18 protein-coding genes are annotated in these 22,327 nt (G+C 56.6%); 9 read left to right on the top strand and 9 right to left on the bottom strand.

The window, feature by feature from the left end:
• The first annotated feature begins 97 nt into the window (after positions 1–97).
• The 4 genes from potA to potD are packed head-to-tail and all read left to right on the top strand — an operon-like array spanning position 98 to position 3,906.
• On the top strand, positions 98–1,246 hold the full coding sequence (gene potA, locus NI40_RS08600) for a spermidine/putrescine ABC transporter ATP-binding protein PotA (protein ID WP_176662574.1): 1,149 nt from the start codon (positions 98–100) through the stop codon (positions 1,244–1,246).
• Positions 1,230–2,087: a spermidine/putrescine ABC transporter permease PotB gene (gene potB, locus NI40_RS08595; RefSeq protein WP_023311177.1), complete on the top strand. Its 858-nt coding sequence runs from the start codon at positions 1,230–1,232 to the stop codon at positions 2,085–2,087. Before potA ends, potB begins: the two co-directional genes overlap by 17 nt.
• Complete coding sequence (gene potC / locus NI40_RS08590; protein ID WP_039261927.1) at positions 2,084–2,875, top strand: spermidine/putrescine ABC transporter permease PotC; 792 nt, start codon at positions 2,084–2,086, stop codon at positions 2,873–2,875. The genes potB and potC overlap by 4 nt, the downstream gene beginning before the upstream one ends.
• On the top strand, positions 2,872–3,906 hold the full coding sequence (gene potD / locus NI40_RS08585) for a spermidine/putrescine ABC transporter substrate-binding protein PotD (protein ID WP_039261926.1): 1,035 nt from the start codon (positions 2,872–2,874) through the stop codon (positions 3,904–3,906). The genes potC and potD overlap by 4 nt, the downstream gene beginning before the upstream one ends.
• Positions 3,907–3,952: 46 nt before the next feature.
• Here potD and NI40_RS08580 read toward each other — a convergent pair whose 3' ends face one another.
• On the bottom strand, positions 3,953–5,182 hold the full coding sequence (locus tag NI40_RS08580; RefSeq protein WP_039261925.1) for an EAL and HDOD domain-containing protein: 1,230 nt from the start codon (positions 5,180–5,182) through the stop codon (positions 3,953–3,955).
• 236 nt (positions 5,183–5,418) lie between these two features.
• On the opposite strand from NI40_RS08580, the gene NI40_RS08575 reads away from it, so the two are divergent.
• Positions 5,419–7,350, top strand: coding sequence for a methyl-accepting chemotaxis protein (locus NI40_RS08575; RefSeq protein WP_039261923.1), 1,932 nt, complete (start codon positions 5,419–5,421; stop codon positions 7,348–7,350).
• 45 nt (positions 7,351–7,395) lie between these two features.
• Here the strand turns inward: NI40_RS08575 and cobB are convergent, their stop codons facing one another.
• Genes cobB through lolC form a run of 5 tightly spaced genes read right to left on the bottom strand, consistent with a single transcriptional unit; the run spans position 7,396 to position 12,334 of the window.
• A complete protein-coding gene (gene cobB / locus NI40_RS08570; RefSeq protein WP_039261921.1) occupies positions 7,396–8,217 on the bottom strand; it encodes a Sir2 family NAD+-dependent deacetylase in 822 nt (273 codons plus the stop codon).
• A 14-nt stretch (positions 8,218–8,231) separates the two neighbouring features.
• The gene (gene nagK / locus NI40_RS08565) at positions 8,232–9,143 is read right to left on the bottom strand and encodes an N-acetylglucosamine kinase (protein ID WP_039261920.1); all 912 of its coding nucleotides are present in this window, start codon (positions 9,141–9,143) and stop codon (positions 8,232–8,234) included.
• Positions 9,144–9,196: 53 nt separating this feature from the next.
• A complete protein-coding gene (gene lolE / locus NI40_RS08560) occupies positions 9,197–10,441 on the bottom strand; it encodes a lipoprotein-releasing ABC transporter permease subunit LolE (RefSeq protein ID WP_032657985.1) in 1,245 nt (414 codons plus the stop codon).
• Positions 10,441–11,142 carry a lipoprotein-releasing ABC transporter ATP-binding protein LolD gene (gene lolD / locus NI40_RS08555; protein ID WP_008500772.1) on the bottom strand — a complete coding sequence of 234 codons (702 nt, stop codon included), beginning with the start codon at positions 11,140–11,142 and terminating at the stop codon, positions 10,441–10,443. Before lolD ends, lolE begins: the two co-directional genes overlap by 1 nt.
• On the bottom strand, positions 11,135–12,334 hold the full coding sequence (lolC, locus tag NI40_RS08550) for a lipoprotein-releasing ABC transporter permease subunit LolC (RefSeq protein ID WP_039261918.1): 1,200 nt from the start codon (positions 12,332–12,334) through the stop codon (positions 11,135–11,137). The genes lolD and lolC overlap by 8 nt, the downstream gene beginning before the upstream one ends.
• Before the next feature lie 256 nt (positions 12,335–12,590).
• On the opposite strand from lolC, the gene NI40_RS08545 reads away from it, so the two are divergent.
• From NI40_RS08545 to ldtC, 3 genes are all read left to right on the top strand, one after another.
• Complete coding sequence (locus NI40_RS08545) at positions 12,591–13,664, top strand: acyltransferase family protein (RefSeq protein WP_039261916.1); 1,074 nt, start codon at positions 12,591–12,593, stop codon at positions 13,662–13,664.
• Between the two features lie 149 nt (positions 13,665–13,813).
• Positions 13,814–17,260, top strand: coding sequence for a transcription-repair coupling factor (mfd, locus tag NI40_RS08540; protein WP_023311167.1), 3,447 nt, complete (start codon positions 13,814–13,816; stop codon positions 17,258–17,260).
• 658 nt (positions 17,261–17,918) lie between these two features.
• Complete coding sequence (ldtC, locus tag NI40_RS08535; protein ID WP_039261914.1) at positions 17,919–18,884, top strand: L,D-transpeptidase LdtC; 966 nt, start codon at positions 17,919–17,921, stop codon at positions 18,882–18,884.
• A 75-nt stretch (positions 18,885–18,959) separates the two neighbouring features.
• Here ldtC and bhsA read toward each other — a convergent pair whose 3' ends face one another.
• Complete coding sequence (gene bhsA, locus NI40_RS08530) at positions 18,960–19,217, bottom strand: multiple stress resistance protein BhsA (RefSeq protein WP_023616599.1); 258 nt, start codon at positions 19,215–19,217, stop codon at positions 18,960–18,962.
• A 244-nt stretch (positions 19,218–19,461) separates the two neighbouring features.
• On the opposite strand from bhsA, the gene NI40_RS08525 reads away from it, so the two are divergent.
• Positions 19,462–20,097, top strand: a complete 636-nt coding sequence (locus NI40_RS08525) for a TetR/AcrR family transcriptional regulator (RefSeq protein WP_029739866.1) — start codon at positions 19,462–19,464, stop codon at positions 20,095–20,097.
• Positions 20,098–20,157: 60 nt separating this feature from the next.
• Here the strand turns inward: NI40_RS08525 and NI40_RS08520 are convergent, their stop codons facing one another.
• The gene (locus tag NI40_RS08520) at positions 20,158–20,697 is read right to left on the bottom strand and encodes a glycine zipper 2TM domain-containing protein (protein ID WP_008500779.1); all 540 of its coding nucleotides are present in this window, start codon (positions 20,695–20,697) and stop codon (positions 20,158–20,160) included.
• Between the two features lie 193 nt (positions 20,698–20,890).
• Positions 20,891–22,195, bottom strand: coding sequence for an NAD(P)/FAD-dependent oxidoreductase (locus NI40_RS08515; RefSeq protein ID WP_023335290.1), 1,305 nt, complete (start codon positions 22,193–22,195; stop codon positions 20,891–20,893).
• Positions 22,196–22,327: the final 132 nt, after the last annotated feature.

Below are 22,327 nucleotides of genomic sequence, written 5' to 3'. Positions count from 1 at the left end.
GACAAGGTTTGGCGTTCGCAGGGGATTGCCGTAGAATGTCCGCCCTCATTACGAGTCACCAAGGTGGTTACACACAAACCCCGCTTCAGTCTGCTGCCTGAGGCGTCTATATGGGACAGCGCAAAAATTGAATACACAATCCCGTTCACGTTCACCGCTGGTGCAACTGGAACGAATTCGTAAAAGTTTTGATGGTAAAGACGTTATTTCCGACCTCACTCTGACCATCAATGACGGTGAGTTTCTGACGCTGCTTGGCCCCTCGGGCTGCGGCAAAACAACCGTACTGCGCCTTATCGCCGGGCTGGAAAGCGTCGATAACGGCCATATCCATCTTGAAAACCAGGACATCACCCAAGTTCCTGCCGAAGATCGCCACGTCAACACCGTCTTTCAGAGCTACGCCCTGTTCCCGCACATGACCGTGTTTGAAAACGTGGCGTTTGGCCTGCGGATGCAAAAAACGCCGGCGAATGAGATCGAACCGCGCGTCATCGACGCCCTGCGCATGGTGCAGCTTGAGACGTTTGCCCAGCGTAAACCCCATCAGCTTTCCGGCGGCCAGCAGCAGCGCGTGGCCATCGCCCGCGCCGTGGTCAACAAGCCGCGCCTGCTCCTGCTGGATGAATCCCTCTCCGCGCTGGATTACAAGCTGCGCAAGCAGATGCAGAACGAGCTTAAAGCCCTGCAGCGCAAGCTCGGCATTACCTTTGTCTTCGTCACCCACGATCAGGAAGAGGCTCTGACTATGTCCGACCGCATCGTGGTAATGCGCGACGGCAAAATCGAGCAGGACGGCACGCCGCGCGAAATCTACGAAGAGCCGAAGAATCTGTTTGTCGCCAGCTTCATTGGCGAGATCAATATCTTCGACGCCACGGTGATTGAGCGTCTGGACGACCAGCGCGTGCGCGCCAGCGTTGAAGGACGCGAGTGCAATATCACGGTGACTTTCCCCGTCGAAAAGGGACAAAAACTCAACGTTCTGCTGCGCCCGGAAGATCTGCGCGTCGATGAAATTCACGGCAATACCGAGGCCGAAGGGTTAATCGGCTATATCCGCGAGCGCAACTACAAAGGGATGACGCTGGAGTCCGTTGTCGAGCTGGAGAACGGCAAGATGGTGATGGTCAGCGAGTTCTTTAACGAAGACGATCCTGACTTCGACCACTCTCTCGACCAGAAAATGGTTATCAACTGGGTAGAAAGCTGGGAGGTTGTGCTGGCTGATGAAGAACACAAGTAAATTCCAGAATGTGGTGATTGCCACGATCGTCGGTTGGCTTGTGCTGTTTGTCTTTTTGCCCAACCTGATGATCGTTGCCACCAGCTTTCTGACCCGCGACGACGCTAGCTTCGTTTCGCTGGTCTTTACGCTGGACAACTACGCGCGCCTGCTCGATCCGCTCTATTTTGACGTGCTGCTGCACTCGCTCAACATGGCGCTGATTGCCACCCTTGCCTGTCTGGTGCTGGGGTATCCTTTCGCATGGTTCCTCGCGGGCCTGCCGCAAAAGGTGCGGCCCCTGCTGCTGTTTTTACTGATTGTTCCCTTCTGGACCAACTCGTTAATCCGCATCTACGGGCTGAAAATCTTCCTTAGCACTAAAGGCTATCTCAACGAGTTTCTGCTGTGGCTGGGGGTGATTGATACGCCGATCCGCATCATGTTTACCCCGAGCGCGGTGATTGTCGGCCTGGTCTATATCCTGCTGCCGTTTATGGTGATGCCGCTCTACTCCAGCATCGAGAAGCTGGATAAACCGCTGCTGGAGGCGGCAAAAGATCTGGGCGCTAACAAGCTGCAGACCTTCATCCGCATTATTATCCCGCTGACCATGCCCGGCATTATCGCGGGCTGTCTGCTGGTAATGCTCCCGGCGATGGGTTTGTTCTACGTGTCGGATCTGATGGGCGGCGCGAAAAACCTGCTGATCGGTAACGTAATCAAGAGCCAGTTCCTGAACATCCGCGATTGGCCGTTCGGCTCCGCGACCAGCATTACGCTGACGGTGGTCATGGGCCTGATGCTGCTGGTCTACTGGCGCGCCTCACGCTTGCTGAATAAGAAGGTGGAACTCGAATGATCAGTCGACTGCTTCGCGGCGGTTTTATGACCGCCATTTATGCCTGGCTCTATATCCCGATCGTTATTTTGATCGTGAACTCGTTTAACAGCTCACGCTTCGGGATTAACTGGCAGGGCTTTACCACCAGCTGGTACAGGCTGCTGATGAACAACGACAGCCTCCTGCAGGCCGCGCAGCACTCGCTGACGATGGCGATCTTCTCCGCCACCTTCGCGACGTTGATTGGCTCGCTCACCGCCGTGGCGCTGTACCGCTATCGCTTTCGCGGCAAACCGTTCGTCAGCGGCATGCTGTTTGTGGTGATGATGTCGCCGGACATCGTGATGGCCATTTCGCTGCTGGTGCTGTTTATGCTGCTGGGCGTACAGCTTGGCTTCTGGTCGCTGCTGTTCTCGCACATCACCTTCTGCCTGCCGTTTGTGGTGGTGACCGTTTTCGCGCGCCTGAAAGGGTTCGACGTGCGCATGCTGGAGGCGGCGAAGGATCTGGGCGCCAGCGAGATGACCATCCTGCGCAAAATCATCCTGCCGCTGGCGATGCCCGCCGTGGCGGCCGGATGGCTACTTAGCTTCACCCTGTCGATGGATGACGTGGTCGTGTCCTCCTTCGTCACCGGTCCGAGCTATGAAATTCTGCCGTTGAAGATCTATTCAATGGTGAAAGTCGGCGTCTCACCGGAGGTGAACGCGCTGGCGACCATTCTGCTGGTGTTGTCGCTGGTTCTGGTGATCGCCAGCCAGGTTATTGCTCGTGATAAAACAAAATCTCAGGGGACAATGAAATGAAAAAAATGCTCGCCGCTGCGGCGCTGGTGCTTGGCATGGGTGCCGCGCACGCTGATGACAGCAAAACGCTCTACTTCTACAACTGGACCGAGTACGTGCCGCCGGGCCTGCTGGAACAGTTCACGAAGGAGACGGGCATCAAGGTTATCTACTCGACCTACGAGTCGAATGAAACCATGTACGCCAAGCTGAAAACCTACAAAGACGGCGCGTACGATCTGGTCGTGCCTTCCACCTACTTTGTCGACAAAATGCGCAAAGAGGGCATGATCCAGAAGATCGACAAAACGAAGCTAACCCATTTTTCAAACCTCGATCCAGAGATGCTCAACAAGCCGTTCGACCCCAATAACGACTACTCCATTCCGTACATCTGGGGAGCAACCGCGATTGGCGTGAATAGCGATGCCGTCGATCCGAAAACGGTGACAAGCTGGGCCGATCTGTGGAAACCAGAATACAAGGGTAGCCTGCTGTTAACCGACGACGCGCGTGAGGTGTTCCAGGTCGCGCTGCGCAAGCTGGGCTACTCGGGCAACACGACGGATCCGAAAGAGATTGAAGCGGCGTATAACGAGCTGAAAAAGCTGATGCCTAACGTGGCGGCGTTTAACTCTGATAACCCGGCAAACCCGTATATGGAAGGCGAAGTGAACCTGGGGATGGTGTGGAACGGCTCCGCGTATGTCGCCCGCCAGGCCGGGACGCCGCTTGAGGTGGTCTGGCCGAAAGAAGGGGGGATCTTCTGGATGGACAGCCTTGCGATCCCCGCCAACGCGAAAAACGCTGAAGGGGCGCACAAGCTGATTAACTTCCTGCTGCGCCCGGACGTGGCGAAACAGGTTGCCGAGACGATTGGCTACCCGACGCCAAACCTCGCCGCACGCAAGCTGCTGAAGCCTGAAGTGGCTAACGATAAATCGCTCTACCCGAATGCCGAAACCATCAGCAAAGGTGAATGGCAAAACGATGTCGGTGACGCCAGCCGCCTCTACGAAGAGTATTACCAGAAATTAAAAGCGGGCCGATAAACGGTATCGCGTTCTTCCTCACGCCGTACGTGCGGCGTGAGGAGGATTAACCGACCGCATTCTCCCCAGCCCAGATCGTCGCCTTTCTCATCGCCTCAACCACATCCTCATCCGACAGACCCAGCGCCTGACGAACCCGGGTCGCCTCGTCCCACTGCTGCTGTTCATAGTATCGGCACAGGCTCACCATATCGGCTAACCGTCCCTCCTGATGGCACAGGGCATTGCTCACGCTCTGCGGGACCGCAATTTGCTTCATCAACTCGGCCATCGGCTGTTCGAGGAGGGTATCGAGCAGAGAAAACAGGCCGCACATGAAGGCATTTTCAGCCAGCGCCGGTTCGTTCATCGTCCCGGCTATCAGCTCGCAGAACTTGCCGCGCATCATGCTCAGCGGATAAAGCTCGCTGACGGTGTCATTGCCCGCGCTCGCCAGGACCACGACGGCAACAAACCGTCTCAGCTGGTTTTCCCCGAGATATCTGAGGACTTCACTCAGGGTTAACTTGCTGAAATTACAGGCACCGATATGTTTAAAGGCGGTGTGCTTCATGTAGCGCATGATTTTCCAGGACAGCGTGAGATCGGTTTTAATCAACGACTCGACGATCCGAAAATCAGGCTTATTGCGCCCAACCTCCATTTGCAGCCGAAAAATTGCCAGCTGATTTTGCGATAGCCGTTTATATTTAATGACCTCCGGACGGCAGAAAAAATAGCCCTGAAACAGCGAGAATCCCTCTTCCCTGTATTGGCTGAATTCCTCTTTAGTCTCAATTTTTTCAGCGAGATATTTAATATGCCCGGTTAAATGTTTACGCTCTTTAAGATACTGTTTAATTTGCGCTAAGGTATAATTCCTGACGTCAAATTTCAGTATTGAAATATAGGGTAAAAAAGCATCCCATTCTGGAGCAAGGGTGAAATCATCAAGCGCAAACTGATAACCATCCGCACTCATCTCCCTGACGGCCTGCAACAGCTCCGCTCCCGGCACAGCATCTTCCAGGATCTCAATGACCACGCTCTCTTTATCCAGCGCTTCTCCACTGCGGTCTATGACCATCCGCGAAGGGAAATTAATAAACGACGTATGTGCCCCGGCGATGCGCTGGGACGGCACGCATAAAAACTGATCTGATATCATCCTGGAGGTGGCATATTCCGCCGACACATCCGGAAAACGGTTTGTCATCCCATCTCTGAAGAGCAGCTCGTAGGCCACCGTCTTCATCTCAGGGTTAAAAATGGGTTGTCGCGCAATAAATCCGTACATATCCCATCCTCCTCTACAACTTTATATTTATTAGCATCCTCTTTCTACACGACGATAACGAGTTTTATCGAGCACTATTTTGATTGAATGCACAAAATAAAAGCATCCACACTAATTAACCGGATTTACAAATCAAAATTTAAATTAAATATCCCTGGCGCTCTACAGAAAGAGGAGAAAATATCCGATAAGGAATATGTGCCTGCCCGACATGCACGATATTACGGGAGATGAGAATGAAAGACGCCGTGGTCCAAAGAAAAAAAATAAGAGTCAAGACGTTGATGCTATTGTCCATTTTCCTCACCGTAACGGTGGGCTTTACGGCAACGATCGGGTTTATGATGTGGCAGTGGATGGCACAGCAGGAGGTTCTGGCCAAAAAACATATCCGCCAGATTGCTGAAGTGCAAGCGTTGCAGGTCAGCAAACAGCTGGATTCTGCCCTGACTGCCGCCCGGGATATGGGCAACAGCGCCCTGGCGCTGCGCGAGGCGGGCGTGACCGATCGCCAGAGCCTGAACCAGCTGCTCATCCACTACCTTTCGGCTCACCCGCAGTTTCTCTCCATGTCGATGGCCTTTGAGCCTAACGCGTTCGACGATAAAGATGCCGTCTGGGCCGGTCAAAGCGGTGAAGATCCTGCCGGGCGCTACGCCCGCTATGTCGACCGGGACGCCACCGGCAAACCGGCATTACACCTGCTGACGGACATCGAAACGCCCGGCAGCGGCGATTATTATCTGCTGCCGAAACAACGCCATAAAGATGTGATCATCGAACCCTATATCTATCCCTACAACGGCGTGGACGTGATGCTCACCTCGATTGCCGCCCCCATCATGCGTGACGGTCAGTTTCTGGGCTCGGTCACCTCTGACTTCTCCCTCGCCACGCTGCAGTCGACGATCGGCGCGATTAAACCGTGGAACGGCACGGGCTATGCCCTGCTCCTCTCCGCAGGCCATAACGTGGTGTCCAGCCCGGACAAGCGCGCTGCGGGCAAGCCTTACGCCGGTCAGATTGCCGGTCATGACGTCACCCGCATTAACGATCCGCTGCTGAAGGAGGACGTGTTTATCACCTGGCAGGACATCGCCGTCGGTAACAGCCAGACGCCGTGGAAACTTGCCATTATCACGCCGGTCAGCGAAGTGATGGCCGAAGCGCGCGCATTTTTACTGAAAGCCATCATCATGATGGTGCTAAGCATCGTGGCGGTTAGCCTGGTCATGGCACAGATCTTCACCCGCAAAGTTGACCGTCCGGTTGGGGGAGAACCTTCTGAGGCCGCCGGGATCGCTCTGGCCGTTGCCCGGGGAGACCTGAACAACACCATCCCGGTGCGTTCCGGAGATACCCACAGCATTTTTTACGCCCTGCACACCATGCAGATGCAGCTCAAGCGCATCGTCGACAACATCAGCGAAGCCAGCCACTCCGTGCACGGCGGCACCAGCGAAATTTCGGCGGGCAACCTGGACCTCGCCTCGCGAACCGAGGAACAGGCGGCTGCGATTGTTGAAACGGCAGCCAGCATGGAAGAGATTTCGGTCACGGTGAAGAATAACGCCGACAACGCCCACAAGGCGACCACGCTGACCGATCGCGCCGCGAACCTCGCCGGGCATGGCGAAACGCTGGTGAACGACGTGGTCGTGGTGATTGGGGAGATTGATGAGAGCGCGCGTAAGATCGGCGAGATTAACAGCATTGTCGATGGCATCGCCTTCCAGACCAATATCCTGGCGCTGAATGCTGCCGTTGAAGCGGCACGGGCAGGCGAACAGGGGCGCGGCTTCGCGGTTGTCGCTGGGGAAGTGCGCAATCTTGCCCAGCGAAGCGCCAACGCGGCAAAAGAGATCTCTCAGCTGATTGCCGAGTCCTCAGGGCGCGTCAGCAAAGGCGTTGAGCTGGTCAATGAAACCGGCGTGATGATGAAACAGGTGATTGAAGCGGTATCGCATGTGCATCTGGTCATCAACGATATCGTTCAGGCGCTGGACGAGCAAAATCGCGGGATTAGCCAGGTCAGCACCGCCGTTAACCAGATGGACAGCACGACCCAGCAGAACGCCTCGCTGGTTCAGCAGATCTCTGCGGCGGCGCTCTCGCTGGATGAGCAGGCTAAATCGCTCGAGAAGACGCTGGCGTTCTTCCATTCATAAATAAAAAGGCACCCGCTGGACGGGTGCCTTTTCTGGCGATTGCCGTTACAGCCCTTTCAGCAGCTTGTCGACAAACTCCGGGACGACCGTGCTTGCCAGACCGTAGTGTTTCTCTTCAAACTCGCTGCCCACCTGGCTTGGCTCAAGATTGAGTTCTACCGTATGCGCACCGTGCAGGCGCGCTTCGTGGACAAACCCCGCCGCCGGATAAACATGACCGGATGTGCCGATGGCGATAAACATGTCGGCCATCGCCAGCGCGCTGTAGATATCATCCATTCCCAGCGGCATTTCGCCGAACCAGACCACGTGCGGACGCAGGCGCGACGGGAACTGGCAGCAGTGGCACTTATCCTCTGGCAGCACGTCCTCTTGCCAGTCCAGCACCTGACCGCTCCAGGCGCAGCGAACCTTGAGCAGCTCGCCGTGCATGTGGATGATGTTCTTGTTACCGGCCCGCTCGTGCAGGTTATCGATATTCTGCGTCACCAGCAGAAAACGATCGCCGAGCGCCTCTTCGAGCTTCGCCAGCGCCAGATGCGCCGCATTCGGCGCGACGTCAGGCTGCTGAAGCTGACGACGGCGGGCGTTGTAAAACGCCTGGACGAGATCCGGATCGCGGGCAAAGCCTTCCGGCGTGGCTACATCCTCCACGCGGTGCTCTTCCCACAGGCCGTCCGCCGCGCGGAAGGTTCGAATTCCTGACTCGGCGGAGATCCCCGCCCCGGTCAGCACCACCACTCTGGGTTTATCCATCGCTTCTGGCATTATTCTGTCTCTGAAAAAAATCCGCTGGCGCAAGCGCTCACGCAAGCGGCGTTTGTTTTTGCGAAAACGGCTGAGTCGACCCTGGCGACGCGACAGCATAGAAACCTCGTAAACTAATCGGTGAGATGAAGGAATGCGGCTCCGCGCATGCCTCCTGCGTCCCCGTGTCGCGCGCGTTCAATACGCGGCACGCGGGCAACCGGCAATAAATGTCGGGGCAAACGCCCGGACAACCGTTCCGTAATCGCGGTAAAGTTTGACAGCCCTCCCCCGATCACCAGCAGATCCGGGTCGACGATGGTGAGAATATTTCCCAGACACACCGCCAGCAGATCCAGATAGCGCTCGACGTGCTCACGCGCCTGCGCATCCCCTTGCTCCCACAGGGTAATGATTTGAGGGGCCTCAAGTTTCTGATGATAGAAGTGTTCGTAAAGCCATGCAAACCCGCGGCCGGAGAGGGTGTTCTCAATACAGCCGTGCTGGCCGCAGCCGCAGCGGGTCAGCGGGAAATCGCGCCCCACGACTTCCAGGGCATCCACCGGGAGACGGATATGACCAAACTCGCCGGTGATGTAGCTGCGCCCGGTGATTGGCTTCCCGTTGATCACAATTCCCCCGCCGACGCCGGTACCGAGGATCAGACCCATCACCAGCGGATACTGACGGAACTCTTCGTCCCAGGCTTCGGAGAGCGCAAAGCAGTTAGCATCATTGTCTAAACGCACGTCGCGTTCAAGGAGAGCAGAGAGATCGGCGCGGAGCGGTTTACCGCTGGCGGCAGGCACGTTGGCGGCATACAGCGTGCCGTCGTCGGTTTCGGGCATACCCGGAATGCCGATGCCGACGCTGCCTTTCACGCCAAAGCGTTCATCGGCCTGCGCCACCAGCGCGGCAATCGCGGTTAAAAATTCGTCGTAGCTTTCGCGCGGCGTGGGAACGCGGGTTTCCCACTGTAGTTTGAGGTCTTTATCAAACACGCCGAGCGCAATCTTGGTGCCGCCAATATCAAATCCATAATACATAACGCATTCCTCTTTCGATCTGGCGACCCGAAAGCCGCTAGATCGTGACGTAATTACTGGCCACTTAATACCCTCGCCGGATCAATTCGGCTTGCGCGACGCGCCGGATACCAGCTTGCCAGCAGACTCAGTAAAAGTGCTGTAACCAGCACATAAAAAACGTCCAGCCAGTGCAGTTCCGACGGCAGGAAGTCAATAAAGTAGATATCACCCGACAGGAACTGGTGACCAATAAGCTTTTCGATCCCGTTGATAATCGGCGTCAGCTGCAGGGAAACCACCACGCCAATCACCACGCCGCAAAGGCTACCGAACAGCCCCGCCAGCAAACCGTACCAGACGAAGATGGCGCGAATAAGACCGTCTTTCGCCCCCAGCGTACGCAGCACGGCGATGTCGCCGCTCTTGTCCTTGACCGCCATCACCAGCGTCGAGACGATATTAAAGCACGCCACACCAATCACCAGCACCATCGCCAGATACATAATGGCGCGGATCATCTGGATATCACGGTACATATAGCCGTAAGTGCCGATCCAGCTTTTGATGTAGACATAGTTATTGGTCACGCTGCCCGCGTCGCGGACCAGTTTGTTGGCGTTAAAGACGTCGTTCACCTTAATGGCAATGCCCGTCACGCTGTCGGCCATGTCGAGATACTGGCGCGCATCCTCCATCGGCACCATCGCAAAGCTATGGTCAAGCTGACCGCTCAGCTGAAGAATACCGGTGACGTGCAGGCGCACGCGCTTAGGCTGCTGCAGCTTGTGGTCGGCGCTGGCGTTCGGGATCATGATCGACACCCAGTCGCCCTGCTTCACCTTCAGGGCATCGGCCACGCCTTTACCCATGATGATCTGCTGCTCGCCGGCCTTAAAGTTGGCCCACGCGCCGTTCTGCACATAGTTTGGCAGCGCGCTGAGACGCGCTTCCTGGGCGGGGTTGACCCCTTTCACCTGAATCGCGCGCAGGTTTACCCCGCTCTCCACCAGCCCTGTAAAGTTAATGTAGGGCGCGGCTGCGGCAATGCCCGGCACCTTTTCGACTTTGGCGAGCGCATCGCTCCAGTTCGTCCACGGCTGGTTAACCGGCTCGATCTCCCCGTGCGGCACTACCGCCAGAATGCGGTTATTCAGCTCGCGCTCAAAACCGTTCATGGCGCTCAAGCCGACAATCAGCACCGCCACACCGAGCGCAATACCGATGGTCGAGATGACGGAGATCAGCGACACCATGCCGCCGCGACGGCGGCCGCGGCTAAAACGTAAACCGATGAGTAACGATAACGGTGACGCCATTACTCTGCTCCCATCAGGGTCAGTTCCGCGTTCAGATGGCCGTCGCGCATCTCAAGCTGACGCCCCATGCGTTTTGCCAGCTGCAGATCGTGGGTTACGACCAGAAACGCGGTGCCCTGCGAGGCGTTCAGCTCGCCCAGAAGCTGGAAAATACTGTCCGCATTGCGGGCATCCAGGTTACCGGTAGGCTCATCCGCCAGCACCAGACGCGGGTTGTTGACTAGCGCACGGGCAATCGCCACGCGCTGGCGTTCGCCGCCGGAAAGCTCAGAGGGACGATGGTTACCGCGATGGCCCAGCCCTACCGCTTTCAGCATGTCGCTGGCGCGGGCGTTAATTTCTGCCGGTTTCTTTTTGCCAATCAGCAGCGGCATCGCCACGTTTTCCAGCGCCGTGAAATCAGGCAGCAGGTGGTGGAATTGGTAGATAAAGCCCAGCTCGCGGTTACGCAGCTCTGCCTTCGCCGCAGAGGACATTTTGCTCATCGGCTGGCCGGAGAAAATCACGTCGCCGTTAGTTGGCGTATCCAGCCCGCCCAGCAGATGCAGCAGCGTACTTTTACCCGAGCCGGAGCTGCCGACAATCGCCATCATCTCGCCTTCGCCCACGCTGAAGCTCACATTGTGCAGCACGTCGGTTTGCACAGTGCCTTCCTGATAGCGTTTGGACAGGTTGTCGCATTGCAACAGGATCTTATTCATAACGTAAAGCCTCAGCGGGTTGAGTGGCGGCAGCGCGCCAGGAAGGATAAAGCGTAGAAAGCAGCGCAATGGCCATCGCGGCCAGCGCAATACCGACCACCTGCAGCGGCTCGATAGCCACCGGCAGCGCCGCGCCGTCGAGAAGAGCGCCGATGATCGGCATTAAGTTATTAAGCTGGCTGGCAAGCAAGGCCCCCAGCACGGCGCCGAGCAGCGCGCCGATGATGCCTGCGCTGGCTCCCTGCACCATAAACACCGCCATAATCTGGCGCGGCGTGAGCCCCTGGGTTTGCAGAATAGCGACTTCGCCCTGCTTCTCCATCACCATCAGGCCCAGCGAGGTAATGATGTTAAATGCGGCCACGGCCACGATCAGGCTCAGCAGCAGCCCCATCATATTTTTTTCCATCCGCACGGCCTGGAACAGTTCGCCTTTACGCTCGCGCCAGTCCTGCCATTTGGTGCCGTCCGGCAGTTTTTGCTGGCTGAGGGTATCGACCTTCAGCGGCGCATCGAGCCACAGGCGCCAGCCGGTGATGTTCCCTGCCGGGTAGCGCATCAGGCGTGAAGCGTCCTGGATATTTACCAGCATCTGGTAACCATCGACTTCGCTGTTGGCGGCAAAGGTACCAATCACGTTGAACAGGCGCTGGCTTGGCAGGCGCCCCATCGGCGTAAACTGGCTGGCAGAAGGTACCATCACGCGCAGCTGGTCACCGCGGTTGACGCCAAGCTGTCCGGCAAGCTGTTCACCCAGAATCACGTTGTATTTTCCGGCTTCCAGATCGGTCTGCTTCACGCTAACCAGATACGGCGTCAGCGGATCGTTTTGCGCCGGGTCGATACCCAGCATCACGCCGACCGCCACGCTGCGGGCGCTTTGCAGCACCACGTCGCCGGTCGTCAACGGCGCGACGCGCGTGACGCCCTGTAACTTCGCCGCGCTTTCCGGCAGCTGTTGCGGGTTAACCGAACCGTTGGATGATGAGAGAACGGCCTGCGGCATCAGCCCCAGGATGTTGTTTTGCAGCTCGCGTTCGAAGCCATTCATGACGGAAAGCACCGTCACCAGTGCCATCACGCCAAGCGTAATGCCAATAGTCGAAAGCCAGGAGACAAAGCGACCGAAGCGGTCCGCGGCGCGCCCACGCATGTAACGTAAGCCTATGAAGAGTGCGACAGGTTGATACATGAAATCCGTCTGTTTGCTGATAGCAGACCCACGAGTATATAAGCGAATCCGTTAAGCGTAAATGACTGAAACAGTAAGCTTTGGTAATCATTCTTCCGAAAAATTCAGATAAATCAGGGTGCTATTGTCTGAATACTCACCTCGCAACCTCCACCTTTTCCGAAAAACCGCCGGATACAGACTGTTACCCATTACATCCCGGCTTCGTTTTACAACAATTGCTCGTTCGTTTATGGCAATAAGGTAGTGGCGAACAATGAAGCAAAAAGCATTATGGATTAACCAGATAAAAGGGCTGTGTATCTGCCTGGTGGTTATCTATCATTCGGTTATCACGTTTTATCCGCATCTGATCGGGCTGCAACACCCGCTCTCCGGCCTTCTCGCCAAATGCTGGGTCTATTTTAACCTCTATCTCGCACCGTTTCGTATGCCGGTCTTCTTCTTCATCTCCGGCTATCTGATCCGTCGTTATATTGACGAAGTGGACTGGCGAACCAGTCTCGATAAACGGATCTGGAGCATTGTCTGGGTCCTGGTGCTGTGGGGCGTCCTGCAATGGCAGGCGTTGACCCACCTGAACGCCTGGCTGGCGCCCGAGCGTGAGCTTGCCACCGCGTCGAACGCGGCCTACGCCGACTCGCTCTCAGGATTTGTACGGGGTATGCTCACCGCCAGCACCAGCCTGTGGTATCTGTATGCTCTGGTGGTCTACTTCACGCTGTGTAAACTGCTGAGCCGCTGGAAGCTGCCGGTACTGGGACTGCTGGCACTGGCGAGCATCGCGATTAACTTCATGCCGCTGCCGTGGTGGGGGATGAACAGCGTGGTCCGCAACATGATCTACTACTGCCTCGGGGCGTGGTATGGCGCAGCGCTGATGGCGTGGATGAAAAGCGTCAACCTGCGCCGCTTCTGGCTGGCAACCGGGGCTTTCGCCGCCGTCTCCGTGGTGCTGTGGTTTGCTAACGTTCCGCTGCTGCTCTCATTGCTGTCGATTGTGCTGATCATGAAGCTGTTCTACAGCCTTGAGCAGCGCTACGCCGTTAACCCGAACAATCTGCTAAATGTGATTGGCTCCAACACCATCGCGATTTATACCACCCACCGCATCCTGATTGAGGCCTTTAGCCTGTTCCTGATTGGCGAGATGAATGCCGCCTCGTGGCCGGTCTGGGCAGAGCTCACCTTAGTGCTGGTCTACCCGTTTGCCAGCCTGCTTATCTGTACCCTTGCCGGGCTCGGAGTGCGTAAAATCTCCACCGCGCTGTTTGGGGACGTGTTCTTCTCTCCTCCGTCTACGCTAACCCTGTCACCTTCAACGCGTTAATGCCCTCTCCGCCCCCGTTTCGGGGGCGTTTAGCCCTGCCGTGCGGTTACGATTTGCTTATGTAAAACGATCGAGGATAATAAAGACATTGCGTATCAGTGATATGCCCCAATACTGTTGGTATATCCATAAGAGACTCTGACATAGCCATGCCTGAACACTATCGTTATTCCTTGCCTGTCAAAGCGGGCGACCAGCGCCAGCTGGGTGAACTCACGGGCGCGGCGTGCGCCACGCTGGTGGCGGAAATCGCCGAGCGTCATCCAGGCCCGGTGATTCTGGTTGCCCCGGATATGCAAAACGCCCTGCGCCTGCACGACGAAATTCGCCAGTTCACCGATAGTCTGGTGTTCAGCCTGGCCGACTGGGAGACGCTGCCGTATGACAGCTTCTCTCCGCATCAGGAGATCATCTCCTCGCGCCTGTCGACGCTCTATCAGCTGCCGACCATGCAGCGCGGCGTGCTGATTGTGCCGGTGAACACCCTGATGCAGCGCGTCTGTCCGCACAGCTATCTGCACGGTCACGCGCTGGTGATGAAAAAAGGCCAGCGTCTGTCCCGTGATGCCCTGCGCGCGCAGCTTGACGGTGCCGGCTATCGCCACGTCGACCAGGTGATGGAGCACGGGGAATACGCGACCCGCGGCGCGCTGCTTGACCTTTACCCGATGGGCAGCGACCAGCCGTATCGTCTGGATTTCTTTGATGATGAAATCGACAGCCTGCGCGTATTCGACGCTGACACGCAGCGCACGCTGGAGGAAGTCGAGTCGATCAATTTACTGCCCGCGCATGAGTTCCCCACGGACAAAACCGCTATCGAGCTGTTCCGCAGCCAGTGGCGCGATAAGTTCGAGGTGAAGCGCGACGCGGAACATATTTATCAGCAGGTCAGTAAAGGCACGCTTCCAGCCGGGATCGAATACTGGCAGCCGCTGTTCTTCAACGAGCCGCTGCCTGCCCTGTTCAGCTACTTCCCGGCGAACACGCTGATTGTCAACACCGGGGATATCGACGCCAGCGCCAGCCGCTTTGAAAGCGAAACCCGCGCCCGCTTTGAAAACCGTGGCGTTGACCCGATGCGTCCGCTGCTGCCACCGGAAGCGCTGTGGCTGCGCACCGACGAGCTCAACGCCGAGCTGAAGCGCTGGCCGCGCATGCAGCTGAAAACCGATTCGCTTGCCGACAAGGCCGCTAACACCAACCTCGCCTTCCGGACGCTGCCGGACCTGGCCGTTCAGGCGCAGCAGAAATCCCCGCTGGATAATCTGCGCAAGTTCCTGGAGTCCTTCACCGGCCCGGTGGTGTTCTCCGTTGAGAGTGAAGGCCGCCGCGAAGCGTTAGGTGAGCTACTGGGACGCATTAAGGTGGCGCCGAAGCGCATCCTGCGTTTGAGCGAAGCGACCGGAAACGGCCGTTATCTGATGATTGGCGCCGCCGAGCACGGGTTCATCGACACGCTCAACAACCTGGCGCTGATTTGCGAAAGCGATCTGCTGGGCGAGCGCGTCGCGCGTCGCCGTCAGGACAGCCGTCGGACCATCAACCCGGACACTCTGATCCGTAACCTGGCCGAGCTGCATCCGGGCCAGCCGATTGTTCACCTGGAACACGGCGTTGGGCGCTATCAGGGGATGACCACGCTGGAAGCGGGCGGCATCAAAGGTGAATATCTGATGCTCACCTACGCCAACGACGCCAAACTGTATGTCCCGGTCTCCTCTCTGCATCTGATCAGCCGCTACGCGGGCGGCGCCGAAGAGAATGCGCCGCTGCACAAGCTGGGCGGCGATGCCTGGGCGCGCGCGCGCCAGAAGGCGGCGGAAAAAGTACGCGACGTGGCCGCCGAGCTGCTGGATATCTACGCCCAGCGCGCGGCTAAACAGGGCTTCGCCTTTAAGCATGATAAAGAACAGTACCAGCTGTTCTGCGACAGCTTCCCGTTTGAAACCACGCCGGATCAGGCCCAGGCCATCAACGCCGTGCTGAGCGACATGTGCCAGCCGCTGGCCATGGACCGCTTAGTCTGCGGCGACGTCGGCTTCGGCAAAACCGAAGTGGCGATGCGCGCCGCCTTCCTTGCGGTGGAAAACAACAAGCAGGTGGCGGTGCTGGTGCCGACCACCCTGCTCGCACAGCAGCACTTCGACAACTTCCGCGACCGTTTCGCCAACTGGCCGGTACGTATCGAGATGCTCTCGCGTTTTCGCAGCACTAAAGAGCAGACGCAGATCCTCGAACAGGCCAGCGAAGGCAAAATCGATATTCTGATCGGCACCCACAAGCTGCTGCAAAGCGACGTGAAGTGGAAAGATCTGGGGCTGCTGATCGTCGACGAAGAGCACCGCTTCGGGGTGCGTCATAAAGAGCGAATCAAAGCGATGCGCGCCGACGTCGATATCCTGACCCTGACCGCGACGCCGATCCCGCGAACCCTCAACATGGCGATGAGCGGCATGCGCGATCTGTCAATTATCGCCACGCCGCCTGCGCGCCGTCTGGCGGTGAAAACCTTTGTCCGCGAGTACGATAATCTGGTGGTGCGTGAGGCCATTCTGCGTGAAGTGCTGCGCGGAGGTCAGGTCTACTACCTCTACAATGACGTGGAAAACATCCAGAAAGCGGCGGACAGGCTGGCGGAGCTGGTGCCGGAAGCGCGCATCGCTATCGGTCACGGGCAGATGCGCGAGCGCGAGCTGGAGCGGGTAATGAACGACTTCCATCACCAGCGCTTTAACGTGCTGGTGTGTACCACCATCATTGAGACCGGGATCGACATTCCGACGGCGAACACCATCATCATTGAGCGTGCGGATCACTTTGGTCTGGCGCAGCTTCACCAGCTGCGCGGCCGCGTCGGGCGTTCGCACCATCAGGCCTACGCCTGGCTGCTGACGCCGCATCCGAAAGCGATGACCACCGACGCGCAAAAGCGTCTGGAAGCCATCGCCTCGCTGGAAGACCTCGGCGCTGGCTTTGCGCTGGCGACGCACGATCTCGAGATCCGCGGTGCCGGCGAACTGCTGGGTGAAGACCAGAGCGGCTCCATGGAAACCATCGGCTTCTCGCTCTATATGGAGCTGCTGGAAAACGCGGTTGATGCCCTGAAGGCCGGACGCGAGCCGTCGCTGGAAGATCTCACCAGCCAGCAGACCGAGGTCGAGCTGCGTATGCCTTCCCTGCTGCCGGACGATTTTATTCCGGACGTGAATACCCGACTGTCGTTCTACAAGCGCATCGCCAGCGCGAAGAAGGAGAACGAGCTGGAAGAGATCAAGGTGGAGCTGATTGACCGCTTTGGTCTGCTGCCCGATCCGGCGAGAAATTTGCTGGATATCGCGAGGCTGCGCCAGCAGGCGCAAAAGTTGGGGATCCGCAAGCTTGAAGGCAATGAAAAAGGCGGCGTGATTGAATTCGCCGAGAAGAATCACGTCAACCCGATGTGGCTGATCGGCCTGCTGCAAAAACAGCCGCAGCATTTCCGTCTGGATGGTCCAACCCGTCTGAAATTTACCCAGGAGCTGACGGAGCGCAAAACCCGTATGGACTGGGTGCGTAACTTTATGCGCCAGCTGGAAGAGAACGCGATCGCATAACCTCCCTTCCCCCTGTTAACTGAGGAATTTCATGTAGTTTATTAACCGGAAGCGATGAAAGTTGCTTCCGGGAAGGAACAGCTTACAGCGACACCCTGGTCCGGCTGTAAATCGCTGAGGCGTTTCCTGCAGGCCGGGGCGAGGCGCAGGGATGCGCCGAGAGGGCGGGCTTTACATGGACGTTGCCTCCGCCCGTCCCCGATAAGCCGGAAGGAATAAGCCGAAGACAAAATTGCCGGGAGCAATTTTGGACAGCGCTTGCGCTGGCCCCGAAGGGGTGAGCCCCAGGGATGGGGCGAACAATCCGCGAAGCGGCGATTTACCGCCGGGAGCCCGGGTCGCCAGGGTGGTGGCGATTGAGCCACCCTGGCACGTTCACCGGTTATGTCGTTAAAGAGTAGCAAGGAACATGAAGTGAACGGAATGACCACCAGAGCCGTATGTTCCCCCTCACCCCAACCCTCTCCCTCAAGGGAGAGGGGGTCGTCCGTTCAGGCATTATTTTATGGGGATCCCTTCCCCCTGTTAGCCCGGCGCTACGGGGGGACAATTTACAAACTCTTTGCACTTCACCCGATCTTCCCGACATACCCATTCGCCATAATTATGTTTAACGCCTTATAAAATAATAACCTTATCATTTAGATGGATTATGGTGATGATGACCTCTTCGCGTTTTACTCGCTGGATGACCCTGTTTGCGCTGGCAGCCACCGTCGCGGTTGCGCTTCCCGCTCGGGCAAACACCTGGCCCCTTCCCCCTCCCGGCAGCAATGTCGTGGGTGAAAACCGCTTTCATGTAGTTGAAAATAATGGTGGTTCACTGGAAGCGATTGCCAAAAAATATAACGTCGGTTTTCTGGCCCTGCTGCAGGCGAACCCCGGCGTCGACCCGTATGTCCCGCGCGCGGGCAGCGTACTGACCATCCCGTTACAGACTATCCTGCCGGACGCCCCGCGCGAGGGGATGGTGATAAACCTCGCCGAGCTGCGCCTGTACTATTACCCGCCGGGTAAAAATGAAGTCACCGTCTACCCTATCGGTATTGGTCAGCTGGGCGGCGACACGCTGACGCCGACGATGGTCACCACCGTCTCGGATAAACGCGCGAATCCAACCTGGACCCCGACGGCCAACATTCGTGCCCGCTATAAGGCCCAGGGGATCGATCTTCCTGCCGTGGTGCCGGCTGGTCCGGATAACCCGATGGGGCACCACGCGATCCGCCTGGCGGCATACGGCGGCGTCTACCTGCTGCACGGAACGAATGCGGACTTTGGCATCGGCATGCGCGTCAGCTCCGGCTGTATTCGTCTGCGCGATGACGATATCAAAACGCTGTTTAACGTCGTTACGCCGGGAACCAAAGTGAATATTATCAATACGCCGATTAAGGTTTCAGAGGAGCCCGGCGGCGTGCGGCTGGTTGAGATCCATCAGCCGTTATCGAAAAACATTGGCGACGATCCGCAGACGCTGCCCATTAACCTGAATGCCGCGATGGTAAGTTTCAAAACGAATGCGAATACCAACAGCGTGGTGATGGAGCGTGCGATGGAAGCCCGGTCAGGCATGCCGACCGATGTCACCCGGCATCACGATGTCGTCCCGCAGTCGATGTAAATCAGAAATAAAAAAACGCCCTGCTGAGCAGGGCGTTTTTTATTGCAGTGGCATAAATGAGGGTTTATGCACGGCTTATTTGTAGATGACCGCCGTGCCGTGCAGGGTGTTAGGACCGGTCACTGAGGTGATGCGGTAAGATTTTGCACCCATCTCTTGCGCTTTTTGCGCCAGCTGATCTTCCAGGGAACCCAGGTTAGTACCTGCAGACGCAGAGATTGTCCCGACTTTATGCTGGTCAGCAGGGGTGGATTGTACCTGTACAGCAGCAAAGCTTGCGAAAGAGAGTGAACTCAGGACAGCGGCAGCGATGAGAGTTTTTACGTTTTTCATGATGTTTACCTTTAGCAGATGAATTTGGAGGTCGTTAATCATTTAGTTAACGATCGATAGGTAAATCATAAATGTGATCCAGGTCACGCGTCAACACAATTTTATAACGAGCGTTAACTTAATTTTAAAATTGTTATTTTTCATACATATATGATTAATTTATTTTTAAGCATTCTGCACTGGTGGTGGGTTACGTTTATTTTTATAATGGTCATTCACCAAACCAACAGAGGACCAACGGCAAATGACAACCGATGTCACGAGTTGTGCGAAGAAAAGCCGTGGCCGACCAAAAGTGTTTGACAGGGATGCAGCGCTTGATAAGGCCATGACTCTCTTCTGGCAACATGGGTATGAAGCAACCTCGCTTTCCGATCTGGTAGAAGCCACCGGAGCCAAAGCGCCGACGCTGTATGCCGAATTTACCAATAAAGAGGGGCTGTTCAGGGCGGTGCTGGACAGATACATTTCGCGCTTTGCGGCGAAACACGAAGCCCAGCTGTTCTGCGAAGAGAAAAGCGTTGAACAGGCGCTTCGGGACTATTTCACCGCCGTCGCGACCTGTTTCACCAGTAAAGAAACGCCTGCGGGCTGCTTTATGATTAACACCTCTGCCACCCTTGCGGCGTCCTCTAAAGAGATTGCCAATACGGTGAAATCACGACATGCCATGCAGGAGGAGACCCTCAGCGCATTTCTGGCTCAGCGCCAGCAGCGCGGTGAAATCCCCGCGCAATGCAACCCTCAGCTGCTGGCACAATACCTGAGCTGTATTTTGCAGGGGATGTCGATCAGCGCCCGTGAAGGGGCCACGCTGGAAAAACTGCAGCATATTAGCGAAACCACGCTGCGGCTGTGGCCTGAGCTACTGAAAATCTGAAGCAAAAAAAAAGCTCCTCAGCCTGAGCGCATGAGGAGCTAAATTCAGAGAACATCTTTTTTACACTTTGTTATTCAGAACCAGCTGGCCGTTTCCATCCAGTGGAATTTGCGTGCCCGGGTCTTTATCCATGCGGATTTTGCCCTGCTGATCGCCAATTTTGTACGTCACGTCATAGCCCAGCATTTTTTCCGACTTGTCATAGACGGTTTTGCAGCGTTGCTGAGTCGTGGTGTAGGTATCATTATCCTGCATCGCGCCCTGCACCTGGTTACCGGCATAGCCGCCACCCAGCGCGCCGACCACGGTCGCCACGTCTTTACCCCGGCCGCCGCCAAACTGGTGACCAATAACGCCACCCGCTACTGCACCCAGAACAGAACCGGCAATGCGGTTTTCATCCTGCACCGGACGACGGTGCGTCACGGAGACGTTACGGCACTCCTGACGAGGCGTTTTTACGGTTTCTTTAATCGGTGTAGCAGAAACCACCTGTGCATACTGCGGGCCGCGATCTAATACGTTGAGACTGGCAACGGCAGCCACACCTAACGCAGCCGCGACGCCAATCCCTATACCCGCCAACATTGATTTATTCACGGGACTTCCTCCTTTGTTGCTATTGGTAACAATTTTGCAATGGAGGCACGGCTTCGCCAATAAGATAAAGGATCAAAAAAGGGGCGTTGAGAGGAGATATATTGTATTTAGGAGAACTCTTAAGCAGTCAAACTGTGATCTACAGCATGAAATGCTAAAAACTCCCTCCGGAGGGCCCGGAGGGAGTGAAAGATTAGTGCAGCTTCAGACGCGGACGGATCACGCGGTTGATTCTGCCCACCAGCATCATCAGCCCGGTTTTGAAGTAGCCGTGCAGCGCAATCTGGTGCATGCGGTACAGGGAGATATACACGAAGCGGGCAATGCGCCCTTCTACCATCATTGAGCCGCGCATCAGGTTGCCCATCAGGCTGCCGACGGTAGAGAAGTTTGACAATGACACCAGTGAACCGTGGTCTTTGTAGACATAGGCTTTCATTGGCTTGCCTTTGTACTGCGCCAGAATGTTGTGCAGCACCAGGCTTGCCATCTGGTGAGCGGCCTGCGCGCGCGGCGGCACGAATCCACCTTCAGGGCGCGCGCAGGAGGCACAGTCACCGATGGCAAAGATTTCAGGATCGCGCGTGGTTTGCAGCGTTGGCTCCGTAACCAGCTGGTTAATGCGGTTGGTTTCCAGACCGCCGATCTCTTTCATAAAGTCAGGCGCTTTGATACCAGCCGCCCAGACCATCAGATCCGCTTTGATATACTCGCCGTCTTTGGTGTGCAGGCCGCCTTCGTCGGCGCTGGTCACCATGGTCTGCGTCAGCACCCGCACGCCCAGTTTGGTGAGCTCATTGTGCGCCGCACCGGAAATACGCGGAGGCAGCGCAGGCAGGATACGTTCACCGGCTTCAACCAGCGTGACGTTCAGCGCTTCGTTAGTTAACCCTTTGTAACCGTAGCTGTGCAGCTGTTTCACCGCATTGTGCAGCTCCGCTGACAGCTCAACGCCCGTCGCGCCGCCGCCGACAATAGCGATATTCACCTTACCGTTCGCACCCATATTGCTGGTGTACTTCAGGAACAGGTTCAGCATTTCCTGATGGAAACGACGCGCCTGGTGCGGGTTATCGAGGAAGATGCAGTGCTCTTTCACGCCCGGCGTGTTGAAGTCGTTGGAGGTACTACCCAGCGCCATGACCAGCGTGTCGTACGCCAGTTTACGCTCGGGAACCAGCAGCTCCCCTTTTTCATCGCGCAGCTCTGCCAGGGTAATGGTTTTGCTTTCACGGTTGATGTCCACCACCGAGCCCAGCTGGAACTGGAAATGATGGTTGCGCGCGTGCGCCAGATAGCTGAGCGCGTCCACGCCCTCATCCAGAGAACCGGTCGCCACTTCGTGCAGCAGCGGTTTCCACAGGTGGCTGTGGTTACGATCCACCAGCGTAATTTTGGCTTTTTTACCGCGACCCAGCTTCTTGCCCAGCTGTGTAGCCAGCTCCAGCCCGCCAGCACCACCGCCTACAATCACTATCTTTTTCAATGGCGTAGTCAACGTGACCCCCTCAAATTATTAACCAATTGTTAATTAAAAGTTATAAAAATAACCCTTAATTAACAACAGGTTACAGCACTGAAACCATTCAGGTGCATTGAGAATACCACGTCAGGCGCATTGGTCATACCA

This window comes from Enterobacter sp. E20 (assembly GCF_000801755.2).
Classification (GTDB): Bacteria; Pseudomonadota; Gammaproteobacteria; order Enterobacterales; family Enterobacteriaceae; genus Enterobacter; species Enterobacter asburiae_B.
The sequence above is the reverse complement of the archived record's forward strand: the minus strand, read 5'-3'. Positions and strand labels throughout refer to the sequence as shown.

What these genes read in the sequence shown, in the direction of transcription:
- NI40_RS08580 (WP_039261925.1), bottom strand. Translation starts at nt 5,182, where the DNA reads ATGTACGGATTTATTGCGCGACAACCCATTTTTAACCCTGAGATGAAG.
- mfd (WP_023311167.1), top strand. Translation starts at nt 13,814, where the DNA reads ATGCCTGAACACTATCGTTATTCCTTGCCTGTCAAAGCGGGCGACCAG.
- cobB (WP_039261921.1), bottom strand. Translation starts at nt 8,217, where the DNA reads ATGCTGTCGCGTCGCCAGGGTCGACTCAGCCGTTTTCGCAAAAACAAA.
- lolE (WP_032657985.1), bottom strand. Translation starts at nt 10,441, where the DNA reads ATGGCGTCACCGTTATCGTTACTCATCGGTTTACGTTTTAGCCGCGGC.
- lolC (WP_039261918.1), bottom strand. Translation starts at nt 12,334, where the DNA reads ATGTATCAACCTGTCGCACTCTTCATAGGCTTACGTTACATGCGTGGG.
- potC (WP_039261927.1), top strand. Translation starts at nt 2,084, where the DNA reads ATGATCAGTCGACTGCTTCGCGGCGGTTTTATGACCGCCATTTATGCC.
- ldtC (WP_039261914.1), top strand. Translation starts at nt 17,919, where the DNA reads ATGATGACCTCTTCGCGTTTTACTCGCTGGATGACCCTGTTTGCGCTG.
- lolD (WP_008500772.1), bottom strand. Translation starts at nt 11,142, where the DNA reads ATGAATAAGATCCTGTTGCAATGCGACAACCTGTCCAAACGCTATCAG.
- potD (WP_039261926.1), top strand. Translation starts at nt 2,872, where the DNA reads ATGAAAAAAATGCTCGCCGCTGCGGCGCTGGTGCTTGGCATGGGTGCC.
- NI40_RS08525 (WP_029739866.1), top strand. Translation starts at nt 19,462, where the DNA reads ATGACAACCGATGTCACGAGTTGTGCGAAGAAAAGCCGTGGCCGACCA.
- NI40_RS08545 (WP_039261916.1), top strand. Translation starts at nt 12,591, where the DNA reads ATGAAGCAAAAAGCATTATGGATTAACCAGATAAAAGGGCTGTGTATC.
- potB (WP_023311177.1), top strand. Translation starts at nt 1,230, where the DNA reads ATGAAGAACACAAGTAAATTCCAGAATGTGGTGATTGCCACGATCGTC.
- bhsA (WP_023616599.1), bottom strand. Translation starts at nt 19,217, where the DNA reads ATGAAAAACGTAAAAACTCTCATCGCTGCCGCTGTCCTGAGTTCACTC.
- nagK (WP_039261920.1), bottom strand. Translation starts at nt 9,143, where the DNA reads ATGTATTATGGATTTGATATTGGCGGCACCAAGATTGCGCTCGGCGTG.
- NI40_RS08575 (WP_039261923.1), top strand. Translation starts at nt 5,419, where the DNA reads ATGAAAGACGCCGTGGTCCAAAGAAAAAAAATAAGAGTCAAGACGTTG.